We start from the raw sequence: 19,062 nt of genomic DNA, 5'->3' as shown, positions 1-19,062 counted from the left end.
CTCACTGGACGAAAAATTCCGCTAACTTACCGAAAATAGGCAATAAAAAAGCCGTCCTGAGACGGCTTTGGATGTTGAATTGGTGGAGGCGGCGAGAATCGAACTCGCGTCCGCAGGTCCTCCGCCATCGGCTCTACATGCTTATCCGCGTCTTTGCATTTAACTGCCGGCTACCCGACGGGCAGGGAAGACCAACAGCGATTCCGGTTGGAGTTTAACGAATCCGCCCCGGACGAGCTTCATCGCGATCCTGTGAGAATCGACGCCTGAATGTCCCGTCTACCCGAAGGTATAAAGGACTCTGGACGCACAGGCACGGCTCCAGTCAGACGGCATTCTACCGGTTTTTAAGCGGCGAGTGCGTAGTTGTCGTCGTTGGCAACTATGATTGTACAGATGGATTTACGAGGGAATCTGTATCCTCGGCATGCACCTCAGGTTTTGTAACCCACGTCGAAACCAGGTCGCCCCCGATTTCATGTGTGGTAATAATATGCGGCCAATCAGCGGGTTTTTCAAGGCCGGATTTGCCGCATTCGGGATATAAGACCGCGATTTCAGGGGGAAGTTCCCTTATCTGGAGCCGGATTTCATGATCCGCTGTCGCTCCCGGGCCCAGTCGCGCTCCTTGATGGCAGCGCGCTTGTCGTGGGCCTTCTTGCCCTTGGCCAGGCCGATCTCGAGCTTGGCGCGGCCGCGCTTCCAGTACATGGCCAGCGGCACCAGGGCGTAGCCCTTGCGCTCCACGGCGCCGATCAGCTTGTCCAGTTCCTCGCGGTGCAGCAGCAGCTTGCGGGTGCGGGTGGGATCGGGATGGATGTGGGTGGAGCCGTGGGAGCGGTCTGTGATCAGGCGCCGAAACAGGGAAGGGCCTCGCCGTCCCTTGACGATGACATAATCTCGGTTCGTGTACCTTTACCGGCGAGCAGGCTTCTTCCACCTCCCAGCCTTCCCGCGTCCGACTGCCTCGAAGCGCTCCTCGATGTGGAAGTCTCTGGCGCGCCCTTCTTGTAGGGCAATGGTGCTGCTCGCCGCTACCCGTTTGTTGGATTTGCTCTGGTCATGGTGCGCATATACGGGCCGGAGCGGGCGTCGCCATGAGAATCATGGTCCCGCTATTGGTAAGCAGCGTTTTTCCGGACAAATTGCCGGGACACAACATATCCAATGGGGGGGCAGTCCATGCCGCACGCCGTTACGTCGATCACGGGGAATGGTCATCGCGCCTGGCCTTCATCCTGGCCGCGACCGGCTCGGCGGTGGGTCTGGGCAACATTGGCCGCTTCCCCTATGTGACTGGCGAGAGCGGTGGCGGGGCCTTCGTTATCCTTTATTGCGTGTGCGTGGCGCCATCGCCTGCCGGTGATGATCGCCGAGATATGTGTGGCCGGAGCGGACGCAAGAGGCCGATCAACACCATGGCGGTACCCTGGCCCAAGGAGTAGGGCCGCAGTCCGGCCTGGCAATACGTGGGCTGGCTGGGCATGGCCGCGGGTTTCCTGATCCTGTCCTTCTTACAGCGTGATCGCGGGACGGACACTGGCTATGCCCGCGCCGGCAAGCGGGTGTTCCCCGGGGCCACGGCCGAGTTTGTCCAGACATTTTCGGGGAGTCATCAGTTTGATCCATAAACGGCTTCTGGCCTGGCACACCCTCTTATGGTGATGAACACCATCGTGGTTTCTGCGAGGGGTCAGGGGGCGGGCTGGAGCAGGCCGTGCGCCACCTGAGCCTGCCTTTCGTGCTGCTGTTGGCGCTGGCGGCTTATGCCATGCACACGGGCCGTTCGAGCAGTCGGGTGACCTACCTGTCCACGCCCGATTCAGGCAAGATCACCAGCGGTGTGGGCTGAGCTCCATGGGCCAGGCCCTTCTTCAGTTCAGCATGGGATTGGGGGCGATCAGTGAATTAGGCTCCTACCTGTCGCACAACGCCTCCATCCCGAGTTACGTCGGCCCTCATAGAAATGATGGGACCCCCTGGTGGCGATCCGGCGGGGCTCGGCCATCTTTTCCGCTGGTTGTTTGCGTACGGGCTGGGCCCTCGTCCGGACCAGGGCTTGATCTTCCAGACCCTGCCCATCGCCTTCGGCCAGATGCCCGGCGGGACACTGGTCGGCTTCCTGTTCTTTATCCTGCTGGTGTTCGCGGCCTGGACCTCGGCCATCTCCCTGGTCGAGCCGTTGGTGGCCTGGCTGGTGGAGAACCGCGGCTATGCAGCGGGTTCAAGGGCCGCCGGCCTGACTGCACTGGCTGGCCGGATCTTCGGCAATCTGGCACTGCTGTCGCTCAACCTGTGGCAGGGCGATGCGCGTTTCACCTTCTTCGGCAAGGGTTTCCTGGACCTGTTCGACTGGATCACTTCCAACGTCATGCTGCCGCTGGGCGGGCTGCTGATCTCGGTGTTCGCGGCCTGGATCATGACGCGCGAGTCCAGCCGCGGTGAGCTGGGCCTGCCCAACGGCATGCGCATTTCCCCTGTGGCGGGTTGCTGGTCCGCTATGTTCACCCCCCTGTGGCGAATCGGCCTGATCTGCTGAACAAACCAGGTATACTTACGCCCGCGCCTAAGCAGATTCAACCCAGTCGTATGACAAACCTCCATCCAACGCAGGCCCTGGTGCCCTACGCCCGGCCGAGATGTTAGCCTGGTAGTGATGTCGAACTATGCCGACTTCCTGCCCTGCGTGCAGCGGCTCCGAGGTGCTGGACACGTTCCCGACGCGACGAGTCAAGGCCCGTGTCAGATCAGCAAGGGCGGACTGCACAAAGACCTTCACCAGATAACGGCCCCCGCGGCGAAAGTGCATCGAAATGCGCCTGGTGGAGGGACCCCTTCAATGCGTCGGCGGGGTGGTGGGTTCTGGCGGTTTCGATCCCATCGGGCGAGACGGCCTGCAAGGTGTGCTGTTGGACCGGGTTCGAGTTGCCAATCCGCATGCTGCGATGATGTGGCCGGTGTTCAACCACGAACTCGCCAATACCCTCGGTCGACCCTTTTACACGGGCACGGCAGGTCTCTGGAAAGCGCTGATCCGAATCCGGGTCGAGGTGCCTATGCCCGCCCCGATTACCCAGCTCATCCTGGCCGCTGGCAGGTTGCGCGGGGCGACCACCCTGCGCCAGGCCGTCGAGCAGTCCGGCATCCTGGAACAGTTCCCCGAGATCGACCTGGAACAGCAGCAGCTGGGCATCTTCGGCAAGCTCAACAAGCCGGATACCGAGCTGCTCGAGGGTGACCGGGTGGAGATTTACCGGCCGCTGATCGCCGATCCCAAGGAAGTGCGCAAGCAGCGCGCGGCGGCGGGCAAGAAATGAAGAGAGAAGGGTGGCGGGGATATCGTTAAAGGTCCAGGGGGACCATGGTTGTTAATTTCGTCATTGCGACCAAGCGTGGCAATCTCTTACAGTAGAATCAATCAGCTGGAGATTGCCGCGCTTCGCTCGCAATGACGGGAATAAAACGCAATGGCCAGAGTTTTCCCAACCCGCGGTTTTCTGATTCCGTGTTCTGTGTGATTCCGCGGCAACTGGTTGTCAGCGCGGCAGTTCGTCGTCCTTGCTGAAGGTGATCCACTGCCAGAAGCGTGAGAGCAGCCCGCGCGGTTTGCGCTGCTGCGGAGGGACCGTCACTGTGGTGCTCTGGCGCGGTTCGGCATCGGCGGCATCGGGATCGGGCCGCTTGTCGCCGGTGGATCTCGCTAAGACGGTCAGCCTCGACCGCAGCGTTCACCCGATTAGTTCTCGCGCTCGCCGCGGGCCGGGATCATCAAGGAGATTATAATCCCAAGCGATCGGCATGGAAGGGTCGGCGATCAGGGGTTGCCCAGGATTCAGCTGCACCTTGGCGCTTGTGTCCAGCCCGGTTCGAGCCGGTCAGGTCCGCTGTTCCACCACGTTGCCCTGCGGACGTTTCGACACGGTGGGCAAGAAGGGCAGGCGCTCGACGCCAGCGCAGCCGATGGTCAGAAAACTTGCCAGGACGGTCGAAGAAATGAGAAGCTTTTGCATATGTATTCGAATCAGCGACGCCGGAATATGCGCGGCATGATAACCCAATTGCGGCGTCGATTCACGAACGGGAGGGGGCAGGCAGGTGGAATCACAGGATCTGAGAAAAGTCGGCTTGAGGTCCCCCCTGCCCAGGATGAAGATCCTCGAAATCCTGGAGCAGAACGAACAGCGCCACCTCAGTGCCGAGGACGTGTACAAGGCCCTGCTGGAAGCCGGCGAAGACATCGGCCTGGCCACGGTCTACCGGGTGCTGACCCGTTCGAGACCGAGGGTTCTGGTCCCGCCGGCCCCATTTCGAGGGCGGGCATTCGGTTTTCGGTGTCGACGCTCTCACAGGGCGATCACCAACACATCCGTGCGTCAAATGCGGCCCGGGGTGGGACGAGTTGTAGACGAGGGATCGAGGAAAACGCCAAACAGAAGCAGGCTCGCCGACAAGGCGGGCTACGAGATGACCGATCAAGCTGTATATTCTATCGGGGTGTGCGGGGAGGAAGTTGTCGCAAGGAAGGTTGATTCTTCGGCATCACAAAGAATTTTGCTGGGGGGAACGCTGTGCTTATCCCGGCCTACCACGTTGTGCTGCATCGTCACCGGCGTAGGCCGGGATCCAGGATTCCATGAACCCGCCAGACAGTGTCACTGGATTCCGGCCTGCGCCGGAATGACGGGATATGCCAAAAGACCGGTTGAACGACCCACCATTGCACATACTCATTCTTCCGATGTGAGTTTTTATTTCTTCACCTTCTTTTCTTCACCTTCGCCATGGGGCGCTTGCTGAATCATCTCTCCGGAGGCCCTGCGCGTGGAATCGGTGAATCTCCACGCCGGCCCAGAATTGCTGGCGAGGAGACCTCGTCAGTGCGTTCCTGCTCGTTGAGGCGCACGGGATAAGCTGCGGGCGGTTTTGTGCTTGTCCTCGCCGGTGAGCTGTTAACCTGGTGTGTGATGGGCATGGCGCGGCGGCGACCTGCGGCACAGGTGGGGTCACGAAAAGGCCAAGCACCTGGCTGCGGCTGCCCAGACGCGTAACTGGCGGCCCACCACCTCGGCGATGGCGCCGCCGATGCCGCTGTCGACCTCGTCGAATACCAGGGTCGGGGTGGTGCCGGCATCCCTGGCCACGACCTGGATGGCCAGGCTGATGCGTGACAGCTCGCCGCCCGAGGCGACCTTCGTGAGCGCCTGCGGCGGCTGGCCCGGGTTGGCGCCGACCCGGAACTCGATCCGGTCCAGGCCGTGGCGGGTCGGGGTCTCGTCCTCGAGCGCTGCCACCTGCACCTCGAAGCGCCCGCCGGGCATGCCCAGTTCCTGCATGGCGTCTGTGATGGCCCGGCCCAGATCGGCCGCCGCCTGGCGGCGGCGCTTGCGTACGGCCAGGGCCTGCCCGCGCCAGGCCTGCTCCAGCTCCGTGATTTCCCGGTTCAGCGCCTCGCGATTCTGATCGGCCTGTTCCAGCCGGGCGAGCTCGGCGCGGGTGTCTTCCAGCAGCTGCGGCAGCTCGGCCGGGCCGACCCGGTGCTTGCGCGCCAGCTGCTGCACCGCAGCGATGCGGCCTTCCAGGAATTGCAGGCGTTCGGGGTCCAGTTCCAGCCGGTCCAGATAACGGCGCAGCTCGTCGGCGGCCTCGCGCGTCTGAACCTGGGCGGTGCCCAGCAGTTCCAGGACGCCTTTCAGGCTGGCATCGATATCGCCGAAGCGTTCCAGGGCATCCAGGCCCTGGCTGAGCAGGCCGTCGGCGCTGACTTCGTCATCGTAGAGCCAGCCCAGGGTCTGGTTGCAGCGCTCGATCAGGTCGCCGGCATGGGCCAGGCGCCGGTGTTCTGCCTCGATCCCGTCCCATTCACCGGGTGCCAGGTCCAGCTGTTCCAGTTCCTCGAGATGGAATCGCAGCAGGTCCAGGCGGTCGTCGCGCTGACGGGCCGCCTCGGTCAGTTCATCCAGGGCCTGCCTGCGCTCGCGCCACTGGCGGTAGGCGGCGGCCAGTTGCGTGACCGCATCGGTGTGTCCGGCGTAGCTGTCCAGCAGCGCGCGCTGGGTGTCGCGCTGCATCAACGACTGGTGCTCGTGCTGGCCGTGGATGTCGACCAGGCGGTCGCCGATCTGCTTCAGCTGCTGCACCGGCACCGGACTGCCGTTGATGTAGGCGCGTGAACGGCCCTCGCGCAGGATCACCCGGCGCAGTTGGCATTCGCCGCCGGCGGCGAGATCCATTGCCCCCAGTACCTGTTCGAGCTCGGGCAGGCCGCCGAGGTCAAACAGCACCGCGACCTCGGCCCGATCGCAGCCATGGCGGATCACGCCGGTGTCGGCGCGGTCGCCCAGCGCCAGGCCGAGGGCATCGACCAGGATGGACTTGCCGGCGCCGGTCTCGCCGGTCAGGGCGGTCATCCCGGCCCGGAAGTCCAGTTCCAGTTCGTCGACGATGACGAAGTCACGGATGTGGATGTGGGTGAGCATGAGCGGCAGAAGGTAGCGATCAGCCCACGTCATTGCGAGCGCAGCGCGGCAACCTCGCAGGGCTGGCTACGTCGTTTGGAGATTGCTTCGTCACTTCGTTCCTCGCAATGACGTAATCTCTGGAATATATGGTTGTACGCACAGTCACGAATGCACCCCCCAGCCGAATTTGCGCTGCAGGATGCCGAAGTAATCATACTCCGGCGGATGGATCAGGCGCAGCCGGTGTTCATGCCGGCATACCCGAACCCGGTCGCCGGGCATCAGGGTGAAGTTGACCTGGCCGTCACTGGTCACCTGGGCCTTGGTGGCGGCGTCCCGCAGGGCGATGTCGATGACCGCGGCGTCGTCGATCACGATGGGGCGGTTGTTGAGACTGTGCGGGCAGATCGGCACCAGGCCGATGGCGTCCAGCCGGGGATGCAGGATGGGACCGCCACCGGACAGGGCGTAGGCGGTCGAACCGGTCGGGGTGCAGACGATCAGGCCGTCGGCGCGCTGGGTGCTGAGCAGGTTGCCGTCGATGTGGACCTCCAGCTCGATCATCCGGGCGATGTCCCACTTGTGCACGACCACATCATTGAGTGCGTTGCTCTCGTCCACCACCCGGCCGTCGCGCAGTACGCTGGCATGCAGCAGGGTGCGCGATTCCTCCCGGTAGTCGCCTCCAAGTATCCGGTCCAGCTGATCGGTCATGCCCTCGGGCAGCACGTCGGTGAGAAACCCCAGCCGGCCCAGATTGATGCCGATCAGAGCGACACCGGCCGGCGCCAGCACCCGGGCGGCGTTGAGCAGGGTGCCGTCGCCGCCGACCACGATGGCCAGGTCACAGGCCTCGGCCAGCGCCTGGCGCTCCAGCAGGGGCAGGCCGGCGGTGTCGATGCGACTGCGCATGTCCGCTTCCAGCAGGATCTCCACCTCGCGTCCACGCAGATAGTCGATCAGCCGGTGCAGGGTGTCGCGCACCCGCGGGTCGCCGGTTTTGCTGATCAGACCGATACGGGTGAATTCGTTATGCATTTCTTCTCCCCTGAATGCAGGCGACAGTAGCACGAGGGTGCTGCCAGCGGCAATGGCAGCCTGCGCCAACACACTAATCATATTGAAATTTTCTTCGCTGCTTCCGCTTGACCGCCGGGTGGGCGGGTTGCTAGCCTGTCAATGCCTTAGCACTCCATTTGATTGAGTGCTAAGATCGAATCCAATCGCAACCATGCCGTAGTCACACATGAGCAGGCAACCTCCCTCCCCACTGATGAATGAACGGGCCCAGCACCTGCTGCGGGTGCTGATCGACCGTTATATCCGCGAGGGCGAACCGGTCGGTTCGCGCACCCTGGCGCGCGATTCGCGCCTGGACCTGAGCCCGGCCACGGTGCGCAACGTCATGTCCGACCTGGAGGAGATGGGTTTCGTCGCCGCACCCCACACCTCCGCCGGCCGCATCCCGACCGCCCAGGGCTACCGGCTGTTCGTCGACAGCCTGCTCCAGATCCAGCCCCTGGATACCCTGCAGGTCGAGCAACTGCGGCAGGAACTGTTGGCCGAGGAGGCCGATTCCAGCCGCCTGATCGAGTCCGCCTCCAACCTGCTTTCGGACATCACCCGCATGGCCGGGGTGGTCACCCTGCCGCGGCATGAGCATGTCGCACTGCGCCGGATCGATTTCCTGCCGTTGTCGCAGAACCGCATCCTGGTGATCCTGGTGATCAATGAGAAAGAGGTTCAGAACCGCATCATCCAGACCGACCGCACCTTCAGCGCCTCGGAGCTGGAGACCATCGCCAATTTCCTCAATGCCCATTTCGCCGGCAGGGACATCCACGCGGTGCGCTCTCATCTGATCGAGGAGATGCAGCAGACCCGTCAGGATATGAACGAGCTCATGCTCTCCGTGGTGTCGGTGGCCGAGAAGGTCTTCACCGAGGAGGAGGGCGATGACGAGGACTATGTGCTGGCCGGCCAGACCAACCTGATGCAGTTCCGCGAACTGTCCGACGTGGAGAAGCTGCGCGAGCTGTTCGAGGCCTTCAACCGCAAGCGCGATATCCTGCACCTGCTCGACCAGTGCATCTGCGCCAACGGGGTGCAGCTGTTCATCGGCGAGGAATCCGGCTACCAGGTGCTGGACGAGTGCAGCCTGGTCACCGCCCCCTATTCGGTCGAGGGTGAGGTCATCGGCGTGCTGGGGGTGATCGGCCCCACCCGCATGGCCTACGACCGCATCATCCCCATCGTCGATGCCACCGCCCGGCTGCTCGGGGCGGCCTTGAATTCCAAGAACTGATCCCCATATCTGCGACAGTTTCGGGACGGCCCGGGCGGCTGTCGGCCGGCTTTCAGTTAAAGTAAAATGGCTTAAATATATTGCAACCATCTGACATATGGAGAAGATTCATGTCCGATAAGGAGAAGGTGACGACCTCGCCCGACACCGGAGATGCCCCCGAGCACACCGAGGACGCCGCCCCCGAGGCGCAGGCCGGTTCCGAGACCGGCCCGGACGAAATCCAGGCCCTGCTGGAGGATGCCCGCAGCAAGGCCGACGAGCACTGGAATCAGTGCGTGCGCCTGCAGGCCGAACTGGACAACCTGCGCAAGCGCGCCGAGCGCGACGTGGCCAACGCCCACAAGTTCGCCCTGGAGAAGTTCGCCAACGACCTGCTGCCGGTGAAGGACAGCCTGGAAATGGGCATTGCCGCGGCCGGCGAGGACACGGAGATCGACCCGGTCAAGCTCAGGGAAGGCTCCGAGCTGACCCTGAAGATGCTGGCCGATGCCATGGCCCGATTCGGCATCCAGGAGGTCAATCCCGAGGGCGAGAAGTTCAATCCCGAGTACCACGAGGCCATGTCCATGCAGGAGCGCAGCGACGTCGAGCCCAACACCGTGGTCACCGTCATCCAGAAGGGCTACACCCTCAACGACCGGTTGATCCGCCCGGCCATGGTGATGGTATCCCGGGCACCGGCCTCGGATTCGCCCCAAATCGATGAACATGCTTGAAAAGGCGACAAACGCCCACATCTAGTGGGGCAGACACAGATACTGAGCAATCAGGGAACACTGACAGATCCATTTGGAGAACAGCTATGGGAAAAATCATCGGAATCGATCTGGGCACCACCAACTCCTGCGTCGCGGTGATGGAGGGTGGCAAGGCCCGCGTCATCGAGAACAGCGAGGGTGACCGCACCACGCCGTCCATCGTCGCCTATGCCGAGGACGGCGAGGTCCTGGTCGGCCAGGCGGCCAAACGCCAGGCCGTGACCAATCCGGCCAACACCCTGTTCGCCATCAAGCGCCTGATCGGTCGCCGTTTCGAGGACGACGAGGTGCAGAAGGACATCGACCTGGTCTCCTACAAGATCCTCAAGGCCGACAACGGCGACGCCTGGGTCGAGGCCAAGGGCAGGAAGATGGCCCCGCCGGAGGTCTCCGCGCGCGTGCTGCAGAAGATGAAGAAGACTGCCGAGGACTACCTGGGCGAAGAGGTCACCGAGGCCGTCATCACCGTGCCGGCCTATTTCAATGACTCCCAGCGCCAGGCGACCAAGGACGCCGGCAAGATCGCGGGCCTTGAGGTCAAGCGCATCATCAACGAGCCGACCGCGGCCGCGCTGGCCTACGGCATGGACAAGTCGCAGGGCGATCGCAAGATCGCGGTCTACGACCTGGGCGGCGGTACCTTCGACATCTCCATCATCGAGATTGCCGATGTCGACGGCGAGCACCAGTTCGAGGTGCTGTCCACCAATGGTGATACCTTCCTCGGCGGCGAGGACTTCGACAAGCGCCTGATCGACTACCTGGCCGAGCAGTTCAAGAAGGACAGCGGCATCGACCTGCGTGGCGACGCCCTGGCCATGCAGCGCCTGAGGGAGGCCGCCGAGAAGGCCAAGATCGAACTGTCTTCCGCACAGCAGACCGACATCAACCTGCCCTACATCACGGCAGACGCCTCCGGGCCGAAGCATCTGAACGTCAAGCTGACCCGGGCCAAGTTCGAGTCGCTGGTCGAGGACCTGATCGCCCGCACCATCGAGCCGTGCAAGAAGGCGCTCCAGGATGCCGGCGAGTCTGTCGGTGACATCAACGACGTCATCCTGGTCGGCGGCATGACCCGCATGCCCAAGGTGCAGGAGGCGGTGAAGGAGTTCTTCGGCAAGGATCCGCGCAAGGACGTCAACCCGGACGAGGCCGTGGCCGTCGGTGCCGCCATCCAGGGCGGTGTGCTGGGCGGCGATGTCAAGGACGTGCTGCTGCTCGACGTCACCCCGCTGTCGCTGGGCATCGAGACCCTGGGCGGTGTGATGACCAAGCTGATCGAGCGCAATACCACCATCCCGACCAAGGCGCAGCAGGTGTTCTCCACCGCCGACGACAACCAGACGGCCGTGACCGTGCATGTGCTGCAGGGTGAGCGCGACCGGGCCGCGGACAACAAGTCGCTGGGCCGCTTCGACCTGAGTGATATCCCGCCCGCACCGCGCGGCGTGCCGCAGATCGAGGTCTCCTTCGACATCGATGCCAACGGCATCCTGAATGTCTCGGCCAAGGACAAGGGCACCGGCAAGGAACAGAATATCGTCATCAAGGCCTCCAGCGGTCTGAACGAGGATGAGATCGAACGCATGGTCAAGGACGCCGAGGCGCACAAGGAGGACGACCGCAAGTTCCACGAACTGGTCGATGTCCGCAACCAGGCCGACAACATGATCCACGCGACCCGCAAGTCGCTCAAGGATCTCGGCGACAAGGTCAGCGACGACGAGAAGACCGAGGTCGAGAACGCGATCAAGGCGCTCGAGGAGGTTATGAACGGCGACGACAAGGAAGCCATCGAGCAGAAGACCGCCGCATTGGCCGAGGTCTCTGGTAAACTGGCCCAGCGCGTCTACCAGGAACAGGGCGGTGAAGCCGGCGCGGCCGGCGCCGAGCAGGCCGCCGGCGAGCAGGCCCAGGGCGGCGGCGAGTCCGGCGACGACGTGGTGGACGCCGAGTTCGAAGAGGTCAAGGAAGACAACAAGTAATTCCCCAGTGATCAGGGGTCAGGTGTCAGGGGCCAGGGATGAACATCTCTGGCCCTTGGCGCGTGTATCGTACCTGGCCCTGAATGCTGACCCCTGAAACCTGAACCCTGATATACCCGACTCATGGCAAAACAAGATTTCTACGAAATTCTGGGCGTGCAGAAGAACGCCAGCGAGGCCGATATCAAGAAGGCCTACCGGCGCATGGCTCAGAAGTATCATCCCGACCGCAATCCCGATGACGAGGAGGCGCTGAACCGCTTCAAGGAGGTCAAGGAGGCCTACGAGGTTCTGAGCGATGCGCGCAAGCGGGCCGCCTATGACCAGTTCGGCCATGCCGGCGTCGATCCCAGCATGGGTGGCGGCCCGGGCGGCGGCTTCGGCGGGGGCGGTGCCTCCTTCTCCGACATCTTCGGCGACGTGTTCGGCGATATCTTCGGCGCCGGGGCCGGCCGCGGTCCGGGCGGGCAGCGCGTCTACCGCGGTGCCGACCTGCGCTACAATCTGGATCTCAGCCTGGAGGAGGCCGTGGCCGGCACCACGGTCAAGATCCGGGTCCCGACCATGGTCAGCTGCACGGTCTGCGGCGGCAACGGCGCCAAGCCGGGCAGCAAACCCGAGACCTGCACCACCTGCGGCGGCGTCGGCCAGGTGCGTATGCAGCAGGGCTTTTTCTCGGTGCAGCAGACCTGTCCGCGCTGCCATGGCAGCGGTTCCATCGTCTCCGATCCCTGTGCCGCCTGCCAGGGGCACGGCCGGGTGCAGGAGAACAAGACCCTGTCGGTCAAGGTGCCGCCGGGCGTGGACACCGGCGACCGCATCCGGCTTGCCGGGGAGGGTGAGGCCGGCGAGAACGGCGGCCCGCCCGGGGATCTGTACGTGCAGATCCGGGTCAAGGAACACCCCATCTTCACTCGTGACGACAACAACCTGTTCTGCGAGGTGCCCATTCCCTTCGTGGCCGCCGCCCTGGGCGGCGAGCTGGAAGTGCCGACCCTGGAAGGGAAGGTCAAGCTCAAGATTCCGGCCGAGACCCAGTCCGGCAAGCTGTTCCGGCTGCGCGGCAAGGGTGTGAAGCCGGTGCGCGGCGGCCCTGTCGGCGATCTGCTGTGCCGGGTGATGGTCGAGACGCCGGTCAATCTCAACGAGAAGCAGAAGCAGATGCTGCGCGATTTCGAGTCCACCATGGACGAGAAGGGCGGCAGTCACCACAACCCCCAGTCGCATTCCTGGCTGGACGGGGTCAAGAAATTTTTCGAAGGGATAAAATTGTAAGCCTCAGAAAGCCCATCCTCGTCATTGCGAGGAACGCAGTGACGAAGCAATCTCCGCAATCAACCGCCGCGGAAAGTTCACGAGATTGCTTCGCCTCTCCCAAAGAAACCCTTCGGGTCTGGGCATCGCAATAACGGACAGATTCAGGTGGTTCAATGACAACAAGAATCGCAATTGCCGGCGCCGCCGGCCGCATGGGCCGGCACCTGATCGAGGCCGCGCACAAGGCCGAGGGCACCCGGCCCACCGTCGCTCTGGAGGCCCCGGGCCATCCCAGTCTGGGCAATGACGCCGGAGTGCTGGCCGGGGTCGGTGAACTCGGCGTTCCCGTGGCCGACGACCTGGCCGCCCAGGCGGATGATTTCGATGTCCTGATTGATTTCACCCTTCCCGAGGTCACCCTGGCCCATGTGCGTGCCTGCCACGCAATCGGCCGGGCAATCGTCATCGGCACCACCGGCCTGACCGACGAACAGAAACAGGAACTGGCCGAGGTGGCCCGGGACATTCCCGTGGTGTTCGCCCCTAACATGAGTGTGGGGGTCAATCTCTGTCTCAAGCTGCTGGACATGGCCGCCCGGGTGCTGGGCGACGAGGTCGACATCGAGGTCATCGAGGCCCATCACCGGCACAAGATCGATGCCCCCTCCGGCACCGCCCTGCGCATGGGCGAGGTGGTGGCCGAGGCCCTGGGACGGGACCTGAAGGAATGCGCCGTCTACGGCCGTGAGGGCCGCACCGGCGAGCGCGACCGCCGCACCATCGGCTTCGAGACCATCCGCGCCGGCGATATCGTCGGTGAGCACACCGTCATGTTCGCGGGCGAGGGCGAGCGGGTGGAGATCACCCACAAGGCCTCCAGCCGCATGACCTTCGCCGGCGGGGCGGTGCGTGCCGCGGCCTGGCTGGCCGGGCGCCCGGCCGGGCTCTACGACATGCAGGATGTCCTGGGCTTGAAGGAATGAGCTCCGTTCAGTGACGGAAACGCAGAGTGTTTTTGATTTCAATGCCTTTGCGTCTCTGCGCCTCTGCGTTCTTTGCGTTGATCCCGCCACTGTCCTGGCGCCAAACCGGGGGCGGGAAATAACCTTACTCGATTAGACAGTTGAGAGGGCATCGGCTAAAATGTTGTCTCAATTCCAGCCGGCTGTTCTGGTCCGGTGACTGCAAGACGAAATGATTGCCAGCGGGAGGCTCTGGGAGTGCTCCCGCTTTCCATATCCAAGCCACAGGAACGGAGGCTTCCTTGAGGAAACCCGCCATACTGGTTCTCGAAGACGGCAGTGTCTTCCGGGGCGAATCCATTGGCGCCGACGGCCAGACCGTGGGCGAGGTGGTTTTCAACACCGCCATGACCGGCTATCAGGAAATCCTGACCGATCCCTCCTATTCCCGCCAGATCGTCACCCTGACCTATCCCCATATCGGCAACACCGGGATCAACGACGAAGACGAGGAATCCGCCCGTATCCAGAGTGCCGGCCTGGTGGTGCGCGACCTGCCCACCCGCTATAGCAACTGGCGCGCCCAGCGCTCGCTCGGCGACTATCTGCTTGAGAGCGGCGTGGTCGGCATCGCCGACATCGACACCCGCCGACTGACCCGTATCCTGCGCGAGAAGGGCGCCCAGAACGGCTGCATCATGGCCGGGGATCAGCTCGACGAGGCTGCTGCCCTGGAGGCCGCGAAGGGCTTTCCGGGTCTCAAGGGCATGGACCTGGCCCGCGAGGTCACCACCGCCGATCGTTACGAATGGGCCCAGGGCACCTGGAGCCTGGAGGACGGTCTGCCGGCGCCGGCCGCGGATCTGCCGCATCACGTGGTGGCCTACGATTTCGGGGTCAAGCGCAACATCCTGCGCATGCTGGCCGACCGCGGCTGCCGCCTGACGGTGGTGCCGGCGCAGACCCCGGCGTCCGAAGTGATGGCGCTCAACCCCGACGGGGTGTTCCTGTCCAACGGCCCCGGTGATCCCGAGCCCTGTGATTACGCCATTGACGCCATCCGCGAACTGCTCGACGCCAAGGTGCCTCTGTTCGGCATCTGCCTCGGCCACCAGCTGCTGGCACTGGCCAGCGGGGCGAAGACCACCAAGATGAAATTCGGCCATCACGGCGCCAACCACCCGGTGCAGGATCTGGAATCAGGTGTCGTCATGATCAGCAGCCAGAACCACGGCTTCGCGGTCGACGACCAGAATCTGCCGGATACGCTCAAGGCGACCCACCGGTCGCTGTTCGACGGCAGCCTGCAGGGGATCGAACGTACCGACAAGCCGGCCTTCAGCTTCCAGGGGCATCCGGAGGCCAGTCCGGGGCCGCACGACGTCGCGCCGCTGTTTGACCGTTTCATCGATCTGATTGAAGCGGGTAAGTCCTGAAACCCCATAATGGCCACGAAATCCACGAAATCCGCGAAAATGTATGTGTGCAGAATATGAAAAACATTTTCACCGGCTCTGATCTGGCACCAGATGATCATTGATTTTTGTGGGTTTCGTGGATTTCGTGGCTGAAATTATTTAAGAGTCCCAATGCCTAAACGTACTGACATCCAGAGCATCCTCATTCTCGGCGCCGGTCCCATCGTAATCGGCCAGGCCTGCGAGTTCGACTACTCCGGCGCCCAGGCCTGCAAGGCCCTGCGCGAGGAGGGTTACCGGGTCATCCTGGTTAATTCCAACCCGGCCACCATCATGACCGATCCGGAGATGTCGGATGCCACCTATATCGAGGCGGTGGACTGGCGCACGGTGGAGAAGATCATCGACAAGGAGCGCCCCGACGCCCTGCTGCCCACCATGGGCGGCCAGACTGCGCTCAACTGTGCCCTGGATCTGGACCGCGAGGGCATCCTGGAGAAGTACGGCGTGGAGATGATCGGCGCCAGCAAGGACGCCATCGACAAGGCCGAGGACCGCGACCGCTTCCGCCAGGCCATGCGCAGGATCGGCCTGGACTTCCCGACCTCGGAAATGGCCCACAGCATGGAAGAGGCCATGCAGGTGCAGCAGAAGATCGGCTTCCCCACCATCATCCGGCCCTCCTTCACCCTGGGCGGCAGCGGCGGCGGGATCGCCTACAACAAGGAAGAGTTCATCGAGATCTGCGAACGCGGCCTGGATCTGTCCCCGACCAACGAGCTGCTGATCGAGGAATCCGCGCTCGGCTGGAAGGAATACGAGATGGAGGTGGTGCGCGACAAGAAGGACAACTGCATCATCGTCTGCTCCATCGAGAACCTGGATCCCATGGGTATCCATACCGGTGACTCCATCACCGTTGCCCCGGCGCAGACGCTCACCGACAAGGAATACCAGATCATGCGTGACGCCTCCCTGGCGGTGTTGCGCGAGATCGGGGTGGAGACCGGCGGCTCCAACGTGCAGTTCGCCATCAACCCCGACAACGGCCGCATGATCATCATTGAGATGAATCCGCGCGTGTCGCGCTCCTCGGCGCTGGCCTCCAAGGCCACCGGCTTCCCCATCGCCAAGGTCGCCGCCAAGCTGGCCGTGGGCTACACGCTGGATGAACTGCAGAACGAGATCACCGGCGGCGCCACGCCGGCCTCGTTCGAACCGTCCATCGACTATGTGGTGACCAAGATCCCGCGCTTCACCTTCGAGAAGTTCCCCCAGGCCCAGGCCTATCTCACCACCCAGATGAAGTCGGTGGGCGAGGTCATGGCCATCGGCCGCAATTTCCAGGAGTCCTTCCAGAAGGCCCTGCGCGGCCTGGAGACCGGCATCGACGGGCTGAGCGAGAAGCTCGATCTGGCACACGAGGACACCAAGGACAAACTGCGCAGCGAGCTCAAGCAGCCGGGGCCGGAGCGCATCCTGTACCTGGGCGACGCCTTCCGCTTCGGCATGTCGCTGGACGAGGTGCATGAGTACACCGCCATCGATCCCTGGTTCCTGGAGCAGATCGAGGAGATCATCCAACTGGAAGGTCTGGTGAAGGACAAGGGCATCGACGCCCTCGACCGCGACACCCTGTGGCGGCTCAAGCGCAGGGGCTTCGCCGACAGCCGGCTGGCCCATCTGGCCGGCGTGAAGGAATCCGCGGTACGCGAGCTGCGCCACAAGCATAATCTGCGCCCGGTGTTCAAGCGGGTGGACACCTGTGCCGCCGAGTTTGCCACCAGCACCGCCTACATGTACTCCACCTATGAGGAGGAGTGCGAGGCCGAGCCGACCGACCGCAGGAAGATCATGGTGCTCGGCGGCGGGCCCAACCGTATCGGCCAGGGCATAGAGTTCGACTACTGCTGCGTGCACGCCGCCTTCGCCATGCGGGAGGATGGCTATGAGACCATCATGGTCAACTGCAATCCGGAGACGGTCTCCACTGACTACGATACCTCCGACCGGTTGTACTTCGAGCCGCTTACCCTTGAGGACGTGCTGGAGATCATCGAGAAGGAGAAGCCCGAGGGCGTGATCGTCCAGTACGGTGGCCAGACGCCACTCAAACTCGCCCGTGACCTGGAAGCGGCCGGTGCGCCCATCATCGGCACCTCGCCGGATTCCATCGATCTGGCCGAGGACCGCGAGCGCTTCCAGGACATGATCAACCGGCTCGGCCTCAAGCAGCCGCCCAACCGTACCGCACGCACCGAGGAAGAGGCGCTCCGGCTGGCCGCCGAGATCGGTTATCCGCTGGTGGTGCGGCCGTCCTACGTACTGGGCGGCCGGGCCATGGAGATCGTCTACCAGGAGGAGGACCTGGCCCGCTACATGAACGACGCGGTCAAGGTCTCCAACGACTCGCCGGTGCTGCTGGACCGGTTCCTGGACGATGCCGTGGAGGTGGATGTGGACGCCATCTGCGACGGCAAGGACGTGCTGATCGGCGGCATTATGGAGCACATCGAGCAGGCCGGCGTGCACTCCGGCGACTCGGCCTGTTCGCTGCCGCCCTATACCCTGAGCCTCGAAGCCCAGGACCGCATGCGCGAGCAGGTCGCAGCGATGGCGCGCGAGCTGAAGGTGGTCGGCCTGATGAACACCCAGTTCGCCATCAAGGGCGAGGAGATCTACATCATCGAGGTCAACCCGCGCGCCTCGCGCACCGTGCCCTATGTCTCCAAGGTTACGGGCCGGCCGCTGGCCAAGATCGCCGCCCGCTGCATGGCCGGCCGCAGTCTGGCCGATCAGGATGCGCTGGTGGAGACCGTGCCGACCTATTTTTCGGTCAAGGAGGCGGTGTTCCCCTTCATCAAGTTCCCGGGCGTGGATCCGATCCTCGGGCCGGAGATGAAGTCCACCGGCGAGGTGATGGGCGTGGGCCGCACCTTCGGCGCGGCCTTCGGTCGGGCCCAGCTCGGCGCCGGCGTGGTACTGCCGCGCAGCGGCAAGATCTTCATCAGCGTGCGCGATGCCGACAAGCCCGACGTGGTGGCGCTCGCCAAGGGGTTCGTGGACAAGGGCTTCACGCTCGTCGCCACCCGCGGCACGGCGCGCGAGATCACCGCCGCCGGGATCAACTGCGAGATCGTCAACAAGGTGATCGAGGGCCGACCGCATATCGTGGACATGATCAAGAACGACCAGATCAGCTACGTGGTCAACACCACCGAGGGCAAGCAGGCCATCGCCGACTCCTTTACCATCCGCCGCACGGCGTTGCACCATAAGGTCCATGTCAGTACGACCATGGCCCATGCCGAGGCCATCGTCATGGCGCTGGACGCCATCGACAACGCCGAGGTCAACCGTTTGCAGGATCTGCACAGGGAACTGGGGATGACGCAATGAGCAGCAAGGTGCCACTGACCAAGCGCGGTGCGGAACAGCTGCGCGCGGAACTCAAGCAGCTCAAGAATGTGGAACGCCCGCGGGTGATCGAGGCGATCGCCGAGGCGCGTGCCCACGGCGATCTCAAGGAGAACGCCGAGTACCATGCCGCGCGCGAACAGCAGGGCTTCATCGAGGGCCGGATCAAGGAGATCGAGGGCAAGCTCAGCCACGCCCAGGTGATCGATGTCACCACCATGGAGAACACCGGCAAGGTGATCTTCGGTACCACCGTGGATCTTGCCGACGAGGACAGCGGCGAGGAGTTCTCCTACCGGATTGTCGGTGAGGACGAAGCCGACATCAAGTCAGGCCTGATCTCGGTGAACTCGCCCATCGCCCGGGCGCTGATCGGCAAGCAGGAGGGCGACGTGGTTACCGTCGTCACCCCCGGCGGCGAGCGCAACTACGAAATCCTCGAAGTGCGGTATGTGTGAGGTTCAGAAGGCCTGAACCGCCAAGAGTGCGAAATCACGCT

The 19,062-nt window shown here is 63.5% G+C and carries 16 protein-coding genes, 1 other RNA gene and 1 pseudogene; 13 read left to right on the top strand and 5 right to left on the bottom strand.

Annotation, left to right across the window (positions count from 1 at the left end):
• Window positions 1-80 precede the first annotated feature (80 nt).
• Window positions 81-472: a transfer-messenger RNA gene (ssrA, locus tag D6C00_RS01270) on the bottom strand.
• 101 nt (window positions 473-573) lie between these two features.
• Window positions 574-1,020 (bottom strand): annotated as a pseudogene (gene smpB, locus D6C00_RS01265) (SsrA-binding protein SmpB).
• 77 nt (window positions 1,021-1,097) lie between these two features.
• Here smpB and D6C00_RS01260 point away from each other — a divergent pair.
• The 4 genes from D6C00_RS01260 to D6C00_RS01250 all read left to right on the top strand — a co-directional run bounded on the left by D6C00_RS01260 (window position 1,098) and on the right by D6C00_RS01250 (window position 3,317).
• Entirely contained in the window at window positions 1,098-1,445 is a 348-nt protein-coding gene (locus tag D6C00_RS01260) for a hypothetical protein (protein ID WP_125179956.1), read from the top strand.
• A 272-nt stretch (window positions 1,446-1,717) separates the two neighbouring features.
• On the top strand, window positions 1,718-1,852 hold the full coding sequence (locus tag D6C00_RS16275; RefSeq protein WP_255416745.1) for a hypothetical protein: 135 nt from the start codon (window positions 1,718-1,720) through the stop codon (window positions 1,850-1,852).
• Between the two features lie 207 nt (window positions 1,853-2,059).
• The gene (locus D6C00_RS01255; RefSeq protein ID WP_158675240.1) at window positions 2,060-2,539 is read left to right on the top strand and encodes an SLC5/6 family protein; all 480 of its coding nucleotides are present in this window, start codon (window positions 2,060-2,062) and stop codon (window positions 2,537-2,539) included.
• Window positions 2,540-2,822: 283 nt separating this feature from the next.
• On the top strand, window positions 2,823-3,317 hold the full coding sequence (locus D6C00_RS01250) for an RnfH family protein (protein ID WP_399359961.1): 495 nt from the start codon (window positions 2,823-2,825) through the stop codon (window positions 3,315-3,317).
• 558 nt (window positions 3,318-3,875) lie between these two features.
• On the opposite strand, the gene D6C00_RS16270 is transcribed toward D6C00_RS01250, so the two are convergent.
• Window positions 3,876-4,010: a hypothetical protein gene (locus D6C00_RS16270; protein WP_255416744.1), complete on the bottom strand. Its 135-nt coding sequence runs from the start codon at window positions 4,008-4,010 to the stop codon at window positions 3,876-3,878.
• A gap of 85 nt (window positions 4,011-4,095) precedes the next feature.
• Here D6C00_RS16270 and D6C00_RS16265 point away from each other — a divergent pair, with 85 nt between their 5' ends.
• Window positions 4,096-4,797 carry a transcriptional repressor gene (locus D6C00_RS16265; protein WP_125179954.1) on the top strand — a complete coding sequence of 234 codons (702 nt, stop codon included), beginning with the start codon at window positions 4,096-4,098 and terminating at the stop codon, window positions 4,795-4,797.
• Between the two features lie 206 nt (window positions 4,798-5,003).
• Here the strand turns inward: D6C00_RS16265 and recN are convergent, their stop codons facing one another.
• On the bottom strand, window positions 5,004-6,509 hold the full coding sequence (gene recN, locus D6C00_RS01240; protein ID WP_125179953.1) for a DNA repair protein RecN: 1,506 nt from the start codon (window positions 6,507-6,509) through the stop codon (window positions 5,004-5,006).
• 111 nt (window positions 6,510-6,620) lie between these two features.
• Window positions 6,621-7,496 (bottom strand): NAD(+) kinase, encoded by an 876-nt coding sequence (locus tag D6C00_RS01235; protein ID WP_125179952.1) that lies wholly within the window; start codon window positions 7,494-7,496, stop codon window positions 6,621-6,623.
• 208 nt (window positions 7,497-7,704) lie between these two features.
• On the opposite strand from D6C00_RS01235, the gene hrcA reads away from it, so the two are divergent.
• The 8 genes from hrcA to greA all read left to right on the top strand — a co-directional run bounded on the left by hrcA (window position 7,705) and on the right by greA (window position 19,021).
• Window positions 7,705-8,763 carry a heat-inducible transcriptional repressor HrcA gene (gene hrcA / locus D6C00_RS01230; RefSeq protein ID WP_125179951.1) on the top strand — a complete coding sequence of 353 codons (1,059 nt, stop codon included), beginning with the start codon at window positions 7,705-7,707 and terminating at the stop codon, window positions 8,761-8,763.
• 110 nt (window positions 8,764-8,873) lie between these two features.
• Window positions 8,874-9,482, top strand: a complete 609-nt coding sequence (gene grpE / locus D6C00_RS01225) for a nucleotide exchange factor GrpE (RefSeq protein WP_125179950.1) — start codon at window positions 8,874-8,876, stop codon at window positions 9,480-9,482.
• 86 nt (window positions 9,483-9,568) lie between these two features.
• Window positions 9,569-11,509: a molecular chaperone DnaK gene (gene dnaK / locus D6C00_RS01220; protein ID WP_125179949.1), complete on the top strand. Its 1,941-nt coding sequence runs from the start codon at window positions 9,569-9,571 to the stop codon at window positions 11,507-11,509.
• A 123-nt stretch (window positions 11,510-11,632) separates the two neighbouring features.
• Complete coding sequence (gene dnaJ / locus D6C00_RS01215; RefSeq protein ID WP_125179948.1) at window positions 11,633-12,784, top strand: molecular chaperone DnaJ; 1,152 nt, start codon at window positions 11,633-11,635, stop codon at window positions 12,782-12,784.
• A gap of 155 nt (window positions 12,785-12,939) precedes the next feature.
• Window positions 12,940-13,749: a 4-hydroxy-tetrahydrodipicolinate reductase gene (gene dapB, locus D6C00_RS01210; RefSeq protein WP_125179947.1), complete on the top strand. Its 810-nt coding sequence runs from the start codon at window positions 12,940-12,942 to the stop codon at window positions 13,747-13,749.
• A gap of 281 nt (window positions 13,750-14,030) precedes the next feature.
• Window positions 14,031-15,164 carry a glutamine-hydrolyzing carbamoyl-phosphate synthase small subunit gene (carA, locus tag D6C00_RS01205; RefSeq protein ID WP_125179946.1) on the top strand — a complete coding sequence of 378 codons (1,134 nt, stop codon included), beginning with the start codon at window positions 14,031-14,033 and terminating at the stop codon, window positions 15,162-15,164.
• A 153-nt stretch (window positions 15,165-15,317) separates the two neighbouring features.
• The gene (carB, locus tag D6C00_RS01200; protein ID WP_125179945.1) at window positions 15,318-18,545 is read left to right on the top strand and encodes a carbamoyl-phosphate synthase large subunit; all 3,228 of its coding nucleotides are present in this window, start codon (window positions 15,318-15,320) and stop codon (window positions 18,543-18,545) included.
• Window positions 18,542-19,021, top strand: a complete 480-nt coding sequence (gene greA / locus D6C00_RS01195) for a transcription elongation factor GreA (RefSeq protein WP_125179944.1) — start codon at window positions 18,542-18,544, stop codon at window positions 19,019-19,021. The genes carB and greA overlap by 4 nt, the downstream gene beginning before the upstream one ends.
• Window positions 19,022-19,062 lie beyond the last annotated feature (41 nt).

Origin of the sequence: Thiohalobacter thiocyanaticus, assembly GCF_003932505.1 — a bacterium.
Lineage (GTDB): Bacteria > Pseudomonadota > Gammaproteobacteria > Thiohalobacterales > Thiohalobacteraceae > Thiohalobacter > Thiohalobacter thiocyanaticus.
This window is presented reverse-complemented; position numbering and strand designations above follow the sequence as displayed.